Origin of the sequence: Aeromonas aquatica (assembly GCF_000764655.1) — a bacterium.
Classification (GTDB): Bacteria; Pseudomonadota; Gammaproteobacteria; order Enterobacterales; family Aeromonadaceae; genus Aeromonas; species Aeromonas aquatica.
Window position 1 is genome coordinate 131348 of the sequence record NZ_JRGL01000012.1, and the last position, 17755, is coordinate 149102.

Genomic DNA, 17755 nt, shown 5'->3' on the forward strand with positions numbered 1-17755 from the left:
ACATCAGACGCCATGTACCAAGAACTTATCCGCAATGAATTGACCGAAGCTGCCACCGTGCTCCAGGCATTCCTGGCCGATGAGCAGAACCTGAAGAACATCGAAGCGGCCGCTCGCCTGCTGGCCGACTCCTTCAAACAGGAAGGCAAGGTACTCTCCTGTGGCAACGGTGGCTCCCACTGTGATGCCATGCACTTTGCCGAAGAGCTGACCGGCCGTTATCGCGAGAACCGTCCCGGTTATGCCGGCATCGCCATCTCGGATCCGAGCCACCTCTCCTGTGTCTCCAATGACTTCGGCTATGACTATGTGTTCTCCCGCTATGTGGAAGCGGTCGGTCGTCGTGGCGACGTGCTGCTCGGCATCTCCACCAGCGGCAACTCCGGCAACATTCTCAAGGCCATCGAGGCCGCCCATGCCAAAGGCATGAAGGTGATCGCGCTGACCGGCAAGGACGGTGGCAAGATGGCCGGTCTGGCGGACGTCGAGATCCGGGTGCCGCATTTTGGCTATGCCGACCGCATTCAGGAAATACACATCAAGGTGATCCATATCCTGATCCAGCTGGTCGAGAAAGAAATGGCCAAGTAATTTAGAACGCTCTGTCGGCTGGGGACTGCCAGGTCGGGCGACCGATGTCGATGCTCCCCAAGTCGTCGAGTGCGCCGATTGAAAAATGCCCAAGTGATTCAGGCAGTGGAGGGGATATGTGCGAACTGCTCGGCATGAGTGCCAATGTGCCGACCGACATCTGCTTCAGTTTTACCGGGCTGATGCTGCGGGGCGGCAAGACAGGCCCCCACAAGGATGGCTGGGGGATCACCTTCTACGAGGGGCGAGGTTTTCGCACCTTCAAGGATCCCGAGCCCAGCGCCCAGTCTCCCATCGCCAAGCTGGTGCAGGCGTTACCCATCAAGAGCCGCGCCGTGGTCAGCCACATCCGGCAGGCGAACCGTGGCTGCGTGTCGCTGGAGAACACCCATCCGTTCACCCGCGAGCTGTGGGGACGCTACTGGACCTTTGCCCATAACGGCCAGCTGACCGGCTACAAGCGGTTGCCGACCGGGCGCCACCGTCCGGTGGGGGACACCGACAGCGAGCATGCCTTCTGCTGGCTGCTTGGCCAGCTTGAGCAGAAATACCCCAAACGCCCGACCAATTTCCCCGCCATGTTCCGCCATCTGGCGAGTCTGTGCGAGGAGCTGCGCACGCTGGGGGTGTTCAACATGTTGCTGTCGGATGGGGAATTCGTGATGACCTATTGCAGCAACAACCTCTACTGGCTGACCCGTCGGGCTCCCTTTGGTGAGGCCAGCCTGCTGGATGAGGACGTGGCCATCGATTTTCAGAGCGAGACGACGCCAAATGATGTGGTGACCTTGGTCGCGACCCGGCCGCTCACCGGCAATGAAAGCTGGGTAAAGATGATGCCAGGGGAATTTTGCCTGTTCCGCTTGGGTGAACTGGAATATGGCAACTCGGCCAAGTTGCTGGCTCAGGCATAAAAAAATACCAGGGTAGAATCCTACCCTGGTTCTTCGCAGCAGCCATACAGGCAAAAAGGGATAAGAGAGGTGTTGCTGAGCCGCATCATTCTCATGACTTGCATTGTTATTTAAATGTTAATTTTGTTGCAACATTTAAATCCCATCCCGATATGTCGACTTTTCGAGAACTTGAACTGGCTCACACTATGATGCGTTGAGGCAGCCGAACGGCCCCGTCTTCCCCGCAAGGGCGGATGACAGCAAGCGGGCTTATCGGCTATATTGTGTTCTGTTTGGATACCATCAAAGGAAAAAAGATGGAGTGGCTGGATCAGAAGGTGCTGCGACAACTGGCAGAGGACATAGGTCACGAGATGATGCCAGTGGTCATCTCGGTCTTTGTCGAGGAGGTGGGGGCGCAACTTGCCCAGCTCAGGCCGCTGTTTGAGCAGCGGGACTGGAGCGCCCTGGCACGCCTTGCCCACAGCATGAAATCTTCATGCGGCAGTTATGGTGCCGAGCCCAGCTACCGACAGGTGATAGCGCTGGAGCTCGCTTGCCGGCGGGAAGATGCAGAAGACGCCGGCCAGCGGCTGGCCCAACTCGAGCATTCCCTGCCGCAGGTTTTTTCCCATCTGGCCCGCTATCACTGAGCTTGTGGGCGGATTTACCCCGCCTTGTCGCGGGCGATGTGCCAGCGCTGGATCACTTCGTCCAGCGCCTGCTTGAGTTTGAGGCGATCGTGTCGATGGGGCAGGGCAACCTCACCCAGACTGGCCTGGATAAGACAATGGGCCAGCTCGGGAATGGCTGGGCCTTCGGGGGCCAGGATGGCATCGACCCGACCGCTGCCGATCCTCTCCTCCAGCCAGCGATACTGGTTAAGCAGCGTTAGCTGACCGGCGGGTCCCTCTTCTGCTACCAGATTACCGATGAAGACGACGATGGCCCCGCTGTTGCGGATGGCCTCGGCGATGTCACAGAGCAGCAGGGGAGGCATGACGGAGGTGAGGAAGCTACCTGGCCCCAGAATGATGATGTCGGCATGAGCCAGGGCCTCGACGGCTTCCCTGGTGGCCGGCACTGCCGGGTTCAAGCTCAAGGCGCGGGGAGGCGTGGTGAGCCGATCGATGGAGACTTCCCCCAGGATCTGGTCGCCGCACAGGGTGTGGGCGCACAGATCGGTGGGATGTTCGGACATGGGCAGTAGCTGAGGCTCTATCTTCAGCATGTCGCTGATGAGCCTGATGGCATCGAGGGGACGGACACAGAGATTGTCGAGGGCTAGCAGCATCAGGTTGCCGAGATTGTGGCCCGCCAGCTCGCCACGGCCCGTGAAGCGGTATTCGAACAGCAGGCTGCCGATGCCGGGGTCGGTCACCAGCTGATTGAGGCAGTTGCGCAGATCTCCCCAAGCAATGCACTCCTGGCTCTTGCGCAGGCGTCCGGTCGAACCGCCGTCATCCGTCGTGGTGACGATGCCGGTCAGCCTGGGCCCTAAAAACGAGAGGGAAGAGAGTACCCGACCCATGCCGTGTCCGCCGCCGATGGCGACGACTCGGTCAAAGTGAGTGATATTTTTCTGCCACATGCAGTCATCCTGTGGGAGGCCAGTGAGTATCATTCTAGTCAACGCAGCCAGGTAATTGTTTGATAAGGGTATGATTTTTGCTTACTAGGAGCATCACATACCACGAGGAGATGGTGTTGAACTTCCTGACGGCTCACTCTCTTGCAGAGACGACATTGCTGGCCGCCCAACAGATAGCTGAACGGCTGCTCGCTCAATCACCTCGCTCTCCTTCATTGTTGCTGGTCTATTTTACCCAAGCTCACGATGCTGCGGTACTGCGGCATGCGCTCAAGGCCCACTTTCCCGATGCCCGCCTGCTGGGCTGCAGCTCCTGCGGCGGGATCCTGACCCAGGCCGGCTACCATGCCCGGCTTGGCTGGAGCCTGGCCGTTGCTGCACTCTATGACGACAGGGGGGACTACGGTGTGGCGGGTCAGATTGGAGCGACGCCGGATGTGCGCCAGTTGCTGCGCAGCGCCATCGCCGATGGTGGCCGCCCGGGCGAGTTACCGCAACTCATCCTGCTGCATACCAGCCCTGGGCTGGAAGAGGCCATGTTGGCGGGGATCGAGGCAGAGTTCGGCGCGACGGTTCCCGTCGTCGGCGGCTCGGCGGCAGATGATGGAGTGACCGGTGACTGGCAGTTGTGCTGGAGTGAGGGAGAGGGTCAGCAGGGGTGCGTGCTGGCTGTGCTCTATCCGGATTGTCAGTTGGCCTTCCAGTTTCATTCCGGTTATGTGCCCACCGAGCGGCATGGCATCATCACCGCGCTCGATGGGCGCGAGGTGCTGACCATAGATCACGAGCCGGCGGCCCGGGTGTATGCCCGCTGGACCAAACGCGAGGCACCCTGGCGGGTGGGCCCCATCCTGAGGGAGACCACCCTCTCCCCGCTGGCCCGTCAGGTCGGCATGCTCGATGACATGCCTTATTACAAACTCTCTCATCCCGAGGCCGTGACCGAGCGGGAAGGGTTGCGCCTCTTTACCGAGACCCGGCTGGGGGAGCGCTTGCAATTGATGCACAGCAGCCAGGAAGGCTTGTTGCAGCGTAGCCTGAACGCGGTGCGGATCGAGCCTGAATATGGCATGGTGGGCAACGTGCAGCCCTTCGGGGCGCTGGTGGTCTTCTGCGCCGGCTGTCGGCTGGCATTGGGAGAGAGTCTGAACGATGTCGTCGACCAGTTTCGTGACAGGTTGGGGGAGATCCCCTTCATTACTGCCTTTACCTTCGGCGAGCAGGGACGTTTGCCCCATGGTGAGCTGGCCCATGGCAACCTCATGGTGTCGAGCGTCATCTTCCTCGATAGTTGATAAGGTACCGAACACAAGATGATAGGCAATAGCGAACTCGAAGCGCTGGGTGACAAGCTGCAGACCACCCTGGTGGAGCTGGTGCGTTGTCGGGAGCGGGAGGCTAAATACCGCCAGGAGTCGCAAGCCTTGCTGTGCGGAGTGGCGACACTGGCAGAGGCCCAGAGCCTGGAGCAGGTGCTGGATAGCCTCATCCTGGCGCTCAAGCCTTTCATCGGCTTCGAACAGGCGGATGTGGTGGCCTGGGGCGTCGCGAACGGTACCACCCATCTGAGCACTCAGCCCGACGAGGTGGGGCGCCCCTGGTCGCTGACGCCTCTCTTCTCCCGCGCTATCGCAGGAGAAACCCTGGTCATCTATGATCCGAGCCAGTTGCCGGAACTCGCCCCCCTGGCGGGCACTGCGGGCTGGGCCAGCGTCATGATGACGGGTCTGCAGGCTCCCGGTTTCTCCGGCGTCCTCATCTGCCGCCATGGTGCGACGGGCACCTTCGATCTCAAGAGCAAGGCGGCGATGCAGCGTTGCCGCCCCCTTATTTCCCAGGCGTTGGTCAACATCGCCTATCGGGCCCGCCTGCAAGAGCAGGTCGACCTCAAGACCCTGGCGCTGCAGGCGAGCGAGCAGCGCTTTCGCAGTTTCGCCGCGATGGCGTCCGACTGGTTCTGGGAGACGGATCCCGAGCATCGACTCAGCTATGTGTCAGCCCCGGGCTACCAGGGGGAGGTGCTCATCCGCCAAACCGGTCGCAGCCTCCATGACTTTGCCCAGGACAAACAGGATCCCGAGTGGTGCAAGTACCGGCACCTGATCACTCGCCATCTGCCCGTACGGGCGATACGCGCCCAGGTGACCCTGGCCAGCGGGCCCTGCTGGATGGAGATCAACGCCGAACCTTGTTTCGATACCAGCGGCACCTTCATCGGTTATCGGGGCACGGCCCGGGAGATAGGCAATCAGATCCGCCGGGAGCAGGAGCTGGCACGCGCGAGGGACGAGGCCGAGACGGCCAACCGCGCCAAGTCACAGTTTCTGGCCATGATGACCCACGAGATCCGCTCTCCCATGAATGCGGTGCTTGGGATGCTGGATCTGCTGCAATATGGGCGGCTCGAGACGCCGCAGCAGGCCTTGCTAGGCCATGCCACCCACTCGGCACATCTGCTGCAAACCATCATCGATGATGTGCTCGACTTCTCGAAGATTGAATCTCACACCCTGGCACTGCACTGCGAACCGTTTCAACCCGCCCGGCTGTGTCAGGCGTTGGTGGAGCCCTTGCAGGAACAAGCTCACGCCAAGGGCATCCGGTTGCATTGGCTACTGGATGAGAGCTTGCCGAGTCAGTTGCAGGGTGACGCAGTCCGTTTATCCCAGGTGATCGGCAACCTGCTCGGCAACGCGGTGAAGTTTACCGCCGCCGGTCAGGTGCAGCTGGCGCTGGGGTGGCAGGATGAACGGCTGAGGGTCTCGGTGACCGACACGGGGATAGGCATCTCGCCCGAGGATCAGGCGTTGTTGTTCGAGCCGTTTTATCAGGTCGACAGCTCGGCCACCCGCCGCTTCTCCGGATCCGGGCTCGGGCTTGCCATCAGCCGGCGGTTGGTGCAATTGATGGGGGGCGAGATTTGCCTGCAAAGCCGCCTTGGGCAAGGCAGTTGCTTCTGGTTCGAGCTGCCCGGCATGGCGGCGCCTGGCGCTGAGCTTGCCAGTCCAGCCAACGATGAACTCTCCATGCTGGATCTGGATGTACTGGTGGTGGAGGACAGCTCGGTCAATCAGCTGGTGGTATCGCTCATGCTGCAGAAACTGGCGTGCCAAGTGAGATTGGCGGTCAATGGCTTGGAGGCGTTGGCACAGGTCGGCGAGCGACGACCCGATCTTATACTGATGGACATGCGAATGCCGCAGATGGATGGGTTGGAGGCGACCCGTCGCTTGCGTGAAATGGGGTGTGAGGTGCCGATAGTGGCCTTGACGGCCAATGCGATGACGGAGGACAGGGCGCGTTGCCTGGGGCAGGGGATGAATGATTTTCTGGCCAAACCCATCAGCCTGATGCGCCTGCGCAACTGTCTGTTACGTCATTGTGGGGCCAGCTGAGCGGATTTCAGATAAAAAAATGGTCAACCTGGTGGTTGACCAATTCTTCAGCAAATACTGAAGAGAGCACGGGATAAATCGGGTTGTACACTTCTATATGAAAAATCCGTGCCAACTTTTAATACCCTGTTTTTGTGGCGTGTAGCTGAGTGATGACTTATTTATCGTCATCTGCTCGTTGCAAAATGCGAAATCGGTGTTTTCATTATAAGATTTTTCGCATTTTGCAAAACACACATTGACTCACTGTGCGATCAGTCGGCGCAAGAACTGGCGCGCCGCTTCACTGTTTTGTTTGGCAATCAGCATCTGCTTTTCATAAATCGGCATGGGCAGGATCTCGAGCCAGCGTTGGCAGAGCCATGCCGCATCGTCAAACTGCTTGTCCGGATAGAGCTCATCCAGTTCAGGATATTGTTCAAACACCTCCCTCAATCTGCTTACCAATTGCTTGTCGCTGAAATCCGAGTGGGCACTCGGCCAGTTGGGCAGTGTTTCTACCCGGGCATGGCGCAAACCTGTCTCGTCAGTCTCCATTTCGTGAATGGAAAATCGTTCCAGACCGAGCACAGTGACCCCGAGCAGGCCATCGTTGAGGGTATAAAAATCCGTCACCTTGACCCGGGTACCAACCGGCAGGATCCGTCCGCACGCACCCGTGCTGGTCGTCTCTTCCATGACGATGCCAAAGCCTCGGTCGTCGATGAACGACTCCTTGAGCATCTGCAGGTGGCGCGGCTCGAACAGGCGCAGGGGGAGTTTTCCGCCCGGCAGTATGTGTGAGGGCAAGGGGAACAGTGCCAAGGGTTGAAGTTTCATGTTCCATCCTCCGAATAAGTCGCATCTGAATATGACAATGCAGTGACTGTGCCAGAGGATGGAGAAAACGGTCCGTCGGAGCCATCGAAGGAGAATTGATATTAATTTGTATTTAAAATCAATTGGTTATTGGGCCAATATTTTTTGGTTTCACGATGATCCGTGGTGGGATACAGATGAGTTTTAAGGGGCTCGAACATGCCCCGTCTGCAGAATGGGGCATCGTTTGCATATTGCAAATGCACTTACCGCAAAATGCCTGGCTGTCGTTATCCGTTCGATGGGAGAAAGGACCATACGGAGTGATGGTCAATGTGAGTCAGGCGAGTGATGTGGTGCGCTGATTGAGCCCTTCCTGCATCAAGGTGGAGATCTCGTCATACATTTGTGACCAGGCTTCGGCCAGTTCGGGTTTGAAGCTCTCCCCCAAGCGCCGTGCCAGTACCGTCGTCAGCGCCTGCTTCAACAGTGCAAACTGGTGTGGCTGCACGTTGAACTTTTGATGCCTGCGACCGAGATCCCTGATGATGAAACCCAGGGCATCCAGTTGCTCCAGGCTGGTGATCACCGTGTTCAGGGTCTCTGATACCTTGGCGATCGGCATTCCCGAAGGATCGGGAAAGAGGTTGATCAATTCTGGCGACTGTCGGAACAACTCCTCATACACCTCCAGCACGTAGCTGGTATTTAGTGCCGTGACCTTGCCCCATGCCTTCTGTACCAGTTCGATCTGTGCGGTAGTCATGTTACCCGTTCCCCATCTGTGGTCGCATGAACATAATAATGCAATAACTCAATAAGATGTGGCGAGATGAGATTATTTCATGCGCCCCGGTGTCGGGCTTATCTGAAGGCGAGGCTTTGGTGTCGCATCCAGCAAAAGGCCCCGAGGTGACGGGGCCTGATGTGGGCATTGATACAGCCTGCTGAGCTCTGCCTGGTGTGCGCTTAGTTGCGCTGCTCCAGATACATGACGGCGGCTTCTACCCGACTCTGGGCTTCGAGCTTCTTGAGCAGGCTCTTGACGTGAACCTTGACGGTTCCTTCGGAGATGTGAAGCACGGAGGCGACCTGCTTGTTGGAGAGTCCCTTGGCAATTTCGCGCAGGATCTGCATCTCGCGTCGGGTCAGGCTCTCGAGCTTCTGCTGCAGGTGATCCAGCTCGTAGATGTTTTCCAGATAGGGGCGCAGCGGCTCGCTCAGGATCTGCTTGCCGGTCATGACATCGGCCAGTTGACCCAGCAGCATATCGGGCTCGGTGTCTTTGAGCAGATAGCCATCGGCACCGGCCTTGAGCAGGGCAACCACGTCTTGGCGGGCATCGGAGACGGTCAGGATCACCACCCGGGAGGTGACTTCCTCGGCCCGCAGTGCCTTGAGGGTATCGAGACCGGACAGGCCCTTCATGTTGAGATCGAGCAGAATAAGATCCGGTTCGGACTCCTTGGCCATGGCCACTGCATCAGTCCCGTTGGAGGCCTCACCTATCACCTCGAGGTTATCTTCCAACTCCAACAGTTGCACAATCCCTTTGCGCATGAGGGGATGGTCATCCACGACCAGAACACTATATTTCATCTCGTCCATCAGGCGTCTCTTGTTAGGCTGGTGGGAAAGGTCAGGTGTACACGGGTGCCTCCGGACGGCAGCTCACTGATGGCCAGCTGGCCGTGCAACTTGCTGGAGCGCTCGTTCATGATGCTAAGACCGTAGTGATTGACCGCGGAGCTCGCGCTCCCAATTCCGACACCATCATCTGAAATCTGAACCTGAATGTTACCATTAGCGAGGGTCTCACAGCTAACCTCAATCAGCTGTGCGCCCGCATGTTTGATGGCATTGAGCACTGCCTCACGGATCAGCTGCAGGATATGGATGTGCTGTCCGGCCTCAAGATCGGTATCGGACAGGCTGTATTGGAGCCTTATCTCGGCACCGGTCTGGGGTTTGAGCTGATCCAGCATGACGGAGATGGCCTCCCCCAGATTGGCGTCACCAATGCTGAGGCGGAAGGTGCCGAGCAATTCGCGCAGTTGGGTATAGGCGTTGCTGAGCCCCTCGTCGATCTGCTGCATGGCAGCCTCGGCCTTGCCATGATCGCCCTTGGCGACGGAACGCTTGAGCAGGGTGGACTGGATCTTGAGGTAGGAGAGCGCCTGGGCCAGGGAGTCGTGCAGCTCGCGGGCGATGACGGCGCGCTCCTCCATCAGCAGCAGGCGCTGGTGTTGCAGCAGGGTCTGATCCTTGTGCAGCACCTGGGCCAGCAGCATGGAGAAGTTCTTCATCAGCCGCTCGTCGATGGGGTGATCGCTTATCATGTCGAGCCGTCCGTACTCCTGATCGTCCATCTGCAGATAGAAACTCACCACAGTCTCCAGATCGCCCGGCCAGCCCTGTCGCCCCGTGATGTAGACCGGCATGGCATTGTGCTCGAAGCGGGTCAGCCGGATGTAATCGATGTGTTGATGGGCTGCGGCCCGCTCCAGCAGCTTTTGCAGGGTGCGTCGACTCAGCGGCGCCGCATGCAACTTCTGGGCGGTTGAATAGAGGAAGGAGAGGGTGTCGTTGGCCTGTTGCAGCTTGGCGGTCTTCTCCTCGACCTTGCTGCCGAGCTCCCGGTAGAGCTTGCCGAGCTCGTCTGCCATGGTGGCAAAGGCGCCCGACAGCTCCCCCAGCTCGTTATCACAGTGGGGGGGGAGGGTCAGATCGAACTCCTGACGCTGGATCTGGCGGGCACAATAGACCAGCTGATTGAGCGGGGAGACCACCTGCTGGCGGGTGAAGCGCACCGTGAACCAGGCGATGGTGATGATGGAGAGCAGGCCCAGCCCTTCTGCCAGGGCCAGCATGCGTACCTTGAATTCGACGTGATACTGCATCTGGTTGACGAAGTCATCGATGGCGGCGACAAACTGCTCGGTGTTGTCGGTGTAACGCCTGGGCGTCGCATTCTCGATGTGCTCGCGCATCACTTGCCATTGCAGCAGGACCTCGCCATAGGTACGGCGCAGGGAGGCGGGGGTGATCCAGCGCTGGGTCTCTTGCAGCTCACGGGCATGCAGGGTCTGTTCGAACTGTGCGAGCCGTCCGAGCACGACCTGACCCTGCTCTATCTCGTAGGCCATGCGATAGGCTTGCATCCGCAGGGAGCCGGACAGGTTGATGGCCTTGGCATCGGGTACCGAATAGAACAGGGTGACCATGGCGACGACGGCGATCAGACTCGCCATGAACAGGATCAGCACCATGGAGCGGCCGATGGCGCTGCTGACCGAGTGCACTTTGAACCACTTTCCCATACCGATTGGATTCCCTCGGATCAGATAATAACCCCACAAAGTAGCATGGGAGTGTACTCCAACTTGTGCTAGCATCGAAAAACTAGATGAACTCCGAGCTGTTTTGCCTAAGTCCTTGAGATAGGGGGAAACAGCCGTCAGCCGATGTTCGAGCTGTAAGGGTCAGGAAAGAAATGCCCTGGCCTCCCGTATTTGGAAAGGTGTTTATGTTGCCACTTGAAGATGGTTTTTCCCGTCGTTTTTACTATTTGCGCCTGTCTGTCACCGACGTGTGCAATTTCCGTTGTACCTACTGCTTACCCGACGGCTACCGCCCTCCGGCAGGGAATGAGGGACGAAAATCGTTTCTCTCCCTGGAGGAGATCCGCCGTGTCGTGTCAGGTTTTGCCGCCATGGGCACCCGCAAGGTGCGCCTGACCGGCGGCGAGCCGTCCCTGCGCCGTGATTTCACCGCCATCATCGAGACCGTGGCCAATACGCCCGGGATCGAGAAGGTGGCCATGACCACCAATGGCTATCGCCTCAAGGAGCGGGCACGGGAGTGGTTCGATGCCGGCCTCACCGCCCTCAATGTCAGCGTCGACAGTCTGGATCCCCGCCAGTTTCACCAGATCACCGGCGAGAACAAGCTGGCGGAGGTGATGGAAGGCATTGAAGCTGCGCTGGCTGCCGGCTTCAAGTCGGTGAAGATCAATGCGGTGTTGCTCAAGGGACTCAACGATCATCAGCTGGATGCGTTTCTGGCCTGGATAAAAGATAAGCCTATCGAATTGCGCTTCATCGAGCTGATGCAGACCGGGGAGATGGACAACCTGTTTCGTGATCACCACACCAGCGGTGAGCTCATCAAGGAGCAACTGCTCGGCAGTGGCTGGGTTCAGCAACTGCGCGGGGTGGATGACGGCCCGGCCCAGGTGTTTATGCATCCTGAGTCGCGGGGTGGGGTGGGGCTTATCATGCCCTACAGCAAGGACTTCTGTGCCGGCTGTAACCGGCTGCGGGTCTCCTCCGTAGGCAAGCTGCATCTGTGTCTGTTTGGCGACCATGGCGTGGAGCTGCGGGATCTGCTGGACAGGGATGCCCAGCAAGATGAGCTGCAACAACGGATCCGCCATGCCCTCACCGGCAAGGCCGCCACCCACCGTCTGCACGACGGCAATGCCGGCATGACTCCCCACCTCGCCTCCATCGGTGGCTGAGATGTTGATCTCCCGCACAAAAATAGCCACAGATTAATAAGCAATCCTCCCATAGGGGTAATTTGGTTTGCCCCGATTGCTGCTTATTGCGCCAAGGGTTTGATCCAGCGCAAGAATCCCCCCTGTTTATCTCCCTAGTGGTATATCACTGGACTTGTCAGAGTCGCAATATACACCCACGCTTCTAATAGGTATTAAAAATACCAATCACTGTATTCGCTCTCGTGTTCTGTCCCTGAAAAAAGGAGTCGATATGCCGGATGGGGTCAACCTGTCACGCCGCGGTCTGTTTCGAGGACGACTGAGCCCGACTGAGCCCAAGGTGCAGTTGCCTTGGTCCGTCTCGTGGGCCGGCTTTGTGGCCGATTGCACCCGTTGTGGTGACTGCCTGGCGGCCTGCCCCGAGCAGATCCTGGTCAAGGGGGACGGTGGCTTCCCGACGGTGGATTTTCTGCGCGGCGAGTGCACCTTCTGCACCGACTGTGTGACCGCCTGCCAGGCGCCGATATTCCGGCCGACCACCCAGGCGCCGTGGGATTATGTGGCCCATATTGAAGCGGGCTGCCTGGCCAGTGCCCAGGTCTTCTGCCAGCGTTGCCAGGACAGTTGTGAGCTGCAGGCGATCCGTTTTTTCCCCCAGCTGGGACGAGTCCCTACCCCCAGCGTTGATAGCGAGCTGTGCAATGGCTGCGGCGCCTGCGTTGCGGATTGTCCGGTAGGCAGCATCAGGATCGGAGTTCGCCATGACGACACGCCGACAGGAAGCAAGCGATGAGCAAGTTGGAAAATAATATGAACCGAGCAGAGTTCCACGTATCCAGCCTGGTGGTGTTGACCCAGCCCCCACTGCGTCACCGGCTCGCCGAGCAGATCGCCGCCCTCGAGGGGGCCGAGATCCACGCCGTCAGCGACGAAGGCAAGCTGGTGGTTACCCTGGAGGGGCCGAGCCAGCGTCCTATCTTGGATGCCATCGACACCATTAATGCGATGCCGGGGGTGCTCTCCGCCGCCCTCATTTACCATCAGTTCGATGAATCCGATGCCCAATGCGAGCAATAAGGCGTCATGAGACTGAGCCAGTGCGGCTTCCCATGATGCAGGTGATGCGGGGCTCTGTGCTGCCTTTATCTACCACTAGTTCGATGAATTCGATGTGCAATAACAAGGAATGACGCGTCATAAGGCTGAGCCAACGGGATTCATCAGGATGGCGGCCATTGATGCGATAAAAGCGATGCCGGGTGTGTTGTTCACCGCCCTGAGCTACCACCAGATCGATACACTCGACAACTTACGCGATAAGCAAAGTGAGGATATGCCATGAAGCTGAGTCGACGCGACTTTATGAAGGCCAACGCGGTGGCGGCAGCCGCCGCCGTGGCCGGTGTCAGCGCCCCCACCCTGGCGGCGAACCTGATCACCAGTACCGACAAGACCGCCATCACCTGGGACAAGGCGCCGTGCCGATTCTGTGGTACCGGCTGTTCCGTGCTGGTGGGTTCCCAGAATGGGCGCGTCGTGGCGACCCAGGGCGATCCCGATGCCCCGGTCAACCGCGGCCTCAACTGCATCAAGGGTTACTTCCTGTCGAAGATCATGTACGGCCAGGACAGGCTGACCCAGCCCATGCTGCGCATGACCAACGGCAAGTTCGACAAGAACGGTGACTTCGCCCCCATCAGCTGGGATCAGGCGTTCGACATCATGGCCGAGAAGTTCAAGGCCACCCTCAAAGAGAAAGGCCCGACCGCCGTCGGCATGTTCGGCTCCGGCCAGTGGACAGTGTGGGAAGGTTACGCCGCTTCCAAGTTGATGAAGGCCGGTTTCCGCTCCAACAACCTGGATCCCAACGCCCGTCACTGCATGGCCTCGGCCGTGGTCGGCTTCATGCGCACCTTCGGCATGGATGAGCCCATGGGCTGCTACGACGACATCGAGCAGGCCGACGCCTTCGTGCTGTGGGGCTCCAACATGGCCGAGATGCACCCCATCCTCTGGTCCCGGATGTCCGATCGCCGCCTCTCCAATCCGGACGTGCAGGTGCATGTGCTCTCCACCTTCGAGCATCGCAGCTTCGAGCTCGCCGACAACGGCATGGTGTTCACGCCGCAGACCGATCTCGCGATCCTCAACTACGTCGCCAACTACATCATCCAGAACGACAAGGTGAACTGGGAGTTCGTCAACAAGCACACCCAGTTCCGCAAGGGCGTCACCGACATCGGCTACGGCCTGCGTCCGACCAACCCGCTGCAACAGCAGGCGAAGAACCCGGACAGCGGCGAATCCACCCCCATGAGCTTCGATGACTTCGCGAAATTCGTGGCGGATTACGACGTTGAGTCGGTTTCCAAGCTCTCCGGCGTCTCCAAGGACAAGCTGGAAAAGCTGGCTCAGCTCTATGCCGATCCGGCCAAGAAGGTGGTCTCCTACTGGACCATGGGCTTCAACCAGCACACTCGTGGCGTCTGGGCCAACAACCTCTGCTACAACATCCACCTGCTGACCGGCAAGATCTCCACCCCGGGCAGCGGTCCCTTCTCCCTGACCGGCCAGCCGTCCGCCTGTGGCACCGCCCGCGAAGTGGGCACCTTCGCCCACCGTCTGCCCGCCGACATGGTGGTGACCGAGCCCAAGCACCGCGCCATTGCCGAGAAGATCTGGAAACTGCCGGAAGGCACCATCCCGGACAAGGTGGGTTATCACGCCGTGCTGCAGAGCCGCATGCTCAAAGACGGCAAGCTCAACGCTTACTGGGTGATGTGCAACAACAACATGCAGGCCGGTCCGAACATGAACGAGGAGGGGCTGCCCGGTTATCGCAACCCGGCCAACTTCATCGTGGTGTCCGACCCTTACCCGACCGTGACCGCCCAGGCCGCCGATCTCATCCTGCCCACCGCCATGTGGGTGGAGAAAGAGGGGGCCTATGGCAACGCCGAGCGCCGTACCCAGTTCTGGCACCAGCAGGTCAAGGCGCCGGAAGGGGCCAAGTCCGATCTATGGCAGCTGATGGAGTTTGCCAAGCGCTTCACCGTGGAAGAGGTGTGGCCGGCCGAGCTTATCGCCAAGATGCCGGAAGTGAAGGGCAAGACCCTCTATGAGGTGCTCTACAAGAACGGTCAGGTCGATCAGTTCCCGAAAGAGCAGAGCAAGGGCGTCCTGAACGACGAGGCCGAACACTTCGGTTTCTACGTGCAGAAGGGGCTGTTCGAGGAATACGCCAGCTTCGGCCGTGGTCACGGTCACGATCTCGCGCCCTTCGATCAATACCACGAGGCGCGCGGCCTGCGCTGGCCGGTGGTGGACGGCAAGGAGACCCTGTGGCGCTATCGCGAAGGCTTCGATCCCTATGTGAAAGCGGGGGAGGGCGTGCGCTTCTACGGCAAGCCCGACGGCAAGGCGGTGATCTTCGCGCTGCCCTATGAGCCGGCCGCCGAGTCGCCGGACAAGGAATACGACATGTGGCTCTCCACCGGTCGGGTGCTGGAGCACTGGCACACCGGCTCCATGACCCGCCGCGTCCCCGAGCTCTACCGCGCCTTCCCGGACGCCGTACTGTTCATGCACCCGGAAGATGCCAAGGCCCGTGGCGTGCGTCGTGGGGAAGAGGTGATCGTCGCCTCCCGTCGCGGCGAGGTGAAGACCCGTGTCGAGACCCGCGGCCGCAACCGTCCGCCCAAAGGCCTGGTATTCATGCCCTTCTTCGATGCGAGCCAGCTGGTCAACAAGCTGACCCTGGACGCCACGGATCCGCTCTCCAAGGAGACGGATTACAAGAAGTGCGCCGTCAAGGTCATGAAGGCCTAAGGCGGGGCGCGGGGGATGAGTCGCAGCCGTCGCCAGTTCCTGACCGATCTCGCCAAGGGGGCCTGCTCAGTGGGTCTGCTTGGCGCAGGGCTCGGCACAGTGGCCCGGCAGCAGGCGCAAGCCGTGCCTGCCCAGGCACTGCGACCGCCAGCGGCGCTGACGGAGGCCGAGTTTCTCGGCGCCTGCGTACGCTGCGGGCTCTGCGTTGAGGCTTGTCCCTACGACACCCTGAAACTCGCCAGGCTGCTCGACCCCGTGACCACGGGCACCCCCTATTTCGAGGCACGGGCCGTGCCCTGCGAGATGTGTGAAGACATCCCCTGTGTGGTGGCTTGCCCGAGCGGGGCGCTGGACTCGGCCATGACCGACATCGATCAGGCGCGGATGGGGGTGGCGGTGCTCATCGACCATGAGACCTGCCTCAACTATCTGGGCCTGCGCTGCGATGTCTGTTATCGGGTCTGCCCGCTGATTGACAAGGCGATCACCCTCGAGCTGCAGCGCAACCCGCGCACCGGCAAGCACGCCATGTTTCTGCCCACGGTGCACAGCGATGTCTGCACCGGTTGTGGCAAGTGCGAGCATGCCTGCGTGCTGGAGACGGCGGCCATCAAGGTGGTGCCCCGCGGGCTCGCCAAGGGGGAGCTCGGTCATCATTACCGGCTCGGCTGGGAAGAGAAGCGCAAGGCGGGCAAGTCCCTCATCGGTGAGCGGCTCAGCCTGCCGACCCGTACCCCGGAGGGATCATGAGCGGCTACCCGGGACAGGAGGCGAGGGCTCGGCTCGGCTGGTGGCGGTCACACCGCTTCCTGCTGCTGCGGCGCCTGAGCCAGTTCGGCGTGCTGGGCCTGTTCTTGCTGGGGCCGCTGGCGGATCTCTGGATCCTCAAGGGGAATCTCTCGAGTTCCCTGCTGCTGGAGACGGTGCCGCTGGCGGATCCGCTCACCCTGCTGCAATCGGTCGCGGCGGGCCACTGGCCTCTCGCCACCCTGTGGCTCGGGGCGGCCATAGTGCTGCTCGGGTACTGGTTGGTCGGGGGGCGGGTGTTCTGCTCCTGGGTCTGCCCGGTCAACCTCGTCACCGATGCGGCGGCCTGGTTACGGGCCCGGCTCGGCCTCAAGGGCAACGGCCAGTTCAGTCGCAACACCCGCTACTGGTTGCTGGCCATGGTGCTGATCGCCCCGGCCGTCACCGGTGTGCTGGTGTGGGAGCTGGTCAACCCGGTTTCCCTCGGCGTGCGCGGCCTGCTGTTTGGCATGGGGGCGGGTTGGGGTTTGCTGGTGGCCTTGTTCCTGTTCGACCTTTTCGTGGTGGAGCGGGGCTGGTGTGGCCATCTCTGTCCGGTGGGGGCCTTCTATGCCCTGGTCAACCGGGTTGGATTTATCAAGATATCAGCCAGGGGGCGTGAGCGTTGCAGCAACTGCATGGATTGTTATGCGGTCTGCCCTGAGCGTCCCATCCTGCGCGGCCCGGTTCACGGTGCCAGGCGCGGTCACGGGCCCTTGATTGCGGCTCAGGAGTGCACAAATTGCGGCCGTTGCATCGATGTCTGCGCGGAGCAAGTTTTTGAAATCACTGTAGGTTTTGCCGTCAAGGCAGAGACAATGTCGGAGAACACATAATGAAAAAGCTGATTGGAGCAATGCTGGCTTGCCTGATGGCGGGTTCCTTGATGGCGGCAGTCCCCGAGGTCACCAACAGCACGGGGGGCATCAAGTCGGAGCGAGGAAGCACGGATCTCGCGACCGAGGCCGATCCCGCGCCGCTGAAGAACTTTCGCAAGGACGGTGACATCTATGATCGCCAGTACATGCATCAGCCTCCGCTGATCCCCCACGATATCCGCAACTACGAGGTGGATAACAAGGTCAACAAATGTCTGGCCTGTCACAGCTTCAAGAACGCCAGTGCCATGAAAGCCCCCAAGATCAGCCCGACTCACTTCGAGACCCGTGACGGCATGACGCTGGGCGAGGTCTCGCCCCGTCGCTACTTCTGCCTGCAGTGCCACGTGCCGCAAGCGGATGCCAAGCCGCTGGTCGGGAATACTTTCAAGCCCGTCGAAGCACTGAACTAAGGAGTCCATAGATGAAATTACCCGGCTTTGCGCAACATCTCTGGAACACTTTCAAGTTTCCCTTGAACGAAGCACCGA

At 60.0% G+C, this 17755-nt stretch carries 17 protein-coding genes and 1 riboswitch; of the genes, 12 read left to right on the top strand and 5 right to left on the bottom strand.

Features of this window, described 5'->3' with window-relative positions:
* Window positions 1-12 precede the first annotated feature (12 nt).
* The 3 genes from lpcA (at window position 13) to LG30_RS0103645 (ending at window position 2140) form a co-directional block, all read left to right on the top strand.
* Window positions 13-591, top strand: a complete 579-nt coding sequence (gene lpcA, locus LG30_RS0103635) for a D-sedoheptulose 7-phosphate isomerase (protein ID WP_033129351.1) — start codon at window positions 13-15, stop codon at window positions 589-591.
* A gap of 116 nt (window positions 592-707) precedes the next feature.
* Window positions 708-1505: a class II glutamine amidotransferase gene (locus LG30_RS0103640; RefSeq protein WP_033129352.1), complete on the top strand. Its 798-nt coding sequence runs from the start codon at window positions 708-710 to the stop codon at window positions 1503-1505.
* 299 nt (window positions 1506-1804) lie between these two features.
* The gene (locus tag LG30_RS0103645) at window positions 1805-2140 is read left to right on the top strand and encodes an Hpt domain-containing protein (protein WP_033129353.1); all 336 of its coding nucleotides are present in this window, start codon (window positions 1805-1807) and stop codon (window positions 2138-2140) included.
* Between the two features lie 14 nt (window positions 2141-2154).
* On the opposite strand, the gene LG30_RS0103650 is transcribed toward LG30_RS0103645, so the two are convergent.
* Window positions 2155-3078, bottom strand: a complete 924-nt coding sequence (locus tag LG30_RS0103650; protein WP_033129354.1) for a gluconeogenesis factor YvcK family protein — start codon at window positions 3076-3078, stop codon at window positions 2155-2157.
* Window positions 3079-3188: 110 nt separating this feature from the next.
* Between LG30_RS0103650 and LG30_RS0103655 the strand changes: the two genes are divergently transcribed.
* Together LG30_RS0103655 and LG30_RS0103660 are read left to right on the top strand one after the other, a co-directional pair.
* Entirely contained in the window at window positions 3189-4373 is a 1185-nt protein-coding gene (locus LG30_RS0103655) for an FIST signal transduction protein (protein ID WP_033129355.1), read from the top strand.
* Between the two features lie 18 nt (window positions 4374-4391).
* Entirely contained in the window at window positions 4392-6473 is a 2082-nt protein-coding gene (locus LG30_RS0103660; protein WP_033129356.1) for a hybrid sensor histidine kinase/response regulator, read from the top strand.
* A 243-nt stretch (window positions 6474-6716) separates the two neighbouring features.
* Here LG30_RS0103660 and LG30_RS0103665 read toward each other — a convergent pair whose 3' ends face one another.
* The 4 genes from LG30_RS0103665 to narQ form a co-directional block, all read right to left on the bottom strand.
* Window positions 6717-7292 carry an LON peptidase substrate-binding domain-containing protein gene (locus tag LG30_RS0103665; RefSeq protein ID WP_033129357.1) on the bottom strand — a complete coding sequence of 192 codons (576 nt, stop codon included), beginning with the start codon at window positions 7290-7292 and terminating at the stop codon, window positions 6717-6719.
* 319 nt (window positions 7293-7611) lie between these two features.
* Window positions 7612-8037, bottom strand: a complete 426-nt coding sequence (locus LG30_RS0103670) for a globin domain-containing protein (RefSeq protein WP_033129358.1) — start codon at window positions 8035-8037, stop codon at window positions 7612-7614.
* A gap of 203 nt (window positions 8038-8240) precedes the next feature.
* Window positions 8241-8879: a two-component system response regulator NarL gene (gene narL / locus LG30_RS0103675; protein WP_033129359.1), complete on the bottom strand. Its 639-nt coding sequence runs from the start codon at window positions 8877-8879 to the stop codon at window positions 8241-8243.
* On the bottom strand, window positions 8879-10591 hold the full coding sequence (gene narQ, locus LG30_RS0103680) for a nitrate/nitrite two-component system sensor histidine kinase NarQ (RefSeq protein WP_033129360.1): 1713 nt from the start codon (window positions 10589-10591) through the stop codon (window positions 8879-8881). The genes narL and narQ overlap by 1 nt, the downstream gene beginning before the upstream one ends.
* Window positions 10592-10670: 79 nt before the next feature.
* Window positions 10671-10810, top strand: a riboswitch (molybdenum cofactor riboswitch).
* Here narQ and moaA point away from each other — a divergent pair.
* From moaA to LG30_RS0103715, 7 genes are all read left to right on the top strand, one after another.
* Window positions 10798-11790 (top strand): GTP 3',8-cyclase MoaA, encoded by a 993-nt coding sequence (gene moaA, locus LG30_RS0103685; RefSeq protein WP_033129361.1) that lies wholly within the window; start codon window positions 10798-10800, stop codon window positions 11788-11790. Its footprint overlaps the riboswitch before it by 13 nt.
* Window positions 11791-12043: 253 nt before the next feature.
* Window positions 12044-12565: a ferredoxin-type protein NapF gene (gene napF / locus LG30_RS0103690; protein ID WP_033129362.1), complete on the top strand. Its 522-nt coding sequence runs from the start codon at window positions 12044-12046 to the stop codon at window positions 12563-12565.
* Window positions 12562-12849, top strand: a complete 288-nt coding sequence (locus tag LG30_RS0103695) for a chaperone NapD (RefSeq protein WP_374941483.1) — start codon at window positions 12562-12564, stop codon at window positions 12847-12849. The genes napF and LG30_RS0103695 overlap by 4 nt, the downstream gene beginning before the upstream one ends.
* A 261-nt stretch (window positions 12850-13110) precedes the next feature.
* Window positions 13111-15600 (top strand): nitrate reductase catalytic subunit NapA, encoded by a 2490-nt coding sequence (napA, locus tag LG30_RS0103700; protein WP_033129363.1) that lies wholly within the window; start codon window positions 13111-13113, stop codon window positions 15598-15600.
* Between the two features lie 15 nt (window positions 15601-15615).
* The gene (napG, locus tag LG30_RS0103705) at window positions 15616-16350 is read left to right on the top strand and encodes a ferredoxin-type protein NapG (protein WP_033129364.1); all 735 of its coding nucleotides are present in this window, start codon (window positions 15616-15618) and stop codon (window positions 16348-16350) included.
* The gene (napH, locus tag LG30_RS0103710) at window positions 16347-17222 is read left to right on the top strand and encodes a quinol dehydrogenase ferredoxin subunit NapH (RefSeq protein ID WP_033129365.1); all 876 of its coding nucleotides are present in this window, start codon (window positions 16347-16349) and stop codon (window positions 17220-17222) included. The genes napG and napH overlap by 4 nt, the downstream gene beginning before the upstream one ends.
* Window positions 17222-17677 (top strand): nitrate reductase cytochrome c-type subunit, encoded by a 456-nt coding sequence (locus tag LG30_RS0103715; protein ID WP_033129366.1) that lies wholly within the window; start codon window positions 17222-17224, stop codon window positions 17675-17677. The genes napH and LG30_RS0103715 overlap by 1 nt, the downstream gene beginning before the upstream one ends.
* Window positions 17678-17755: the final 78 nt, after the last annotated feature.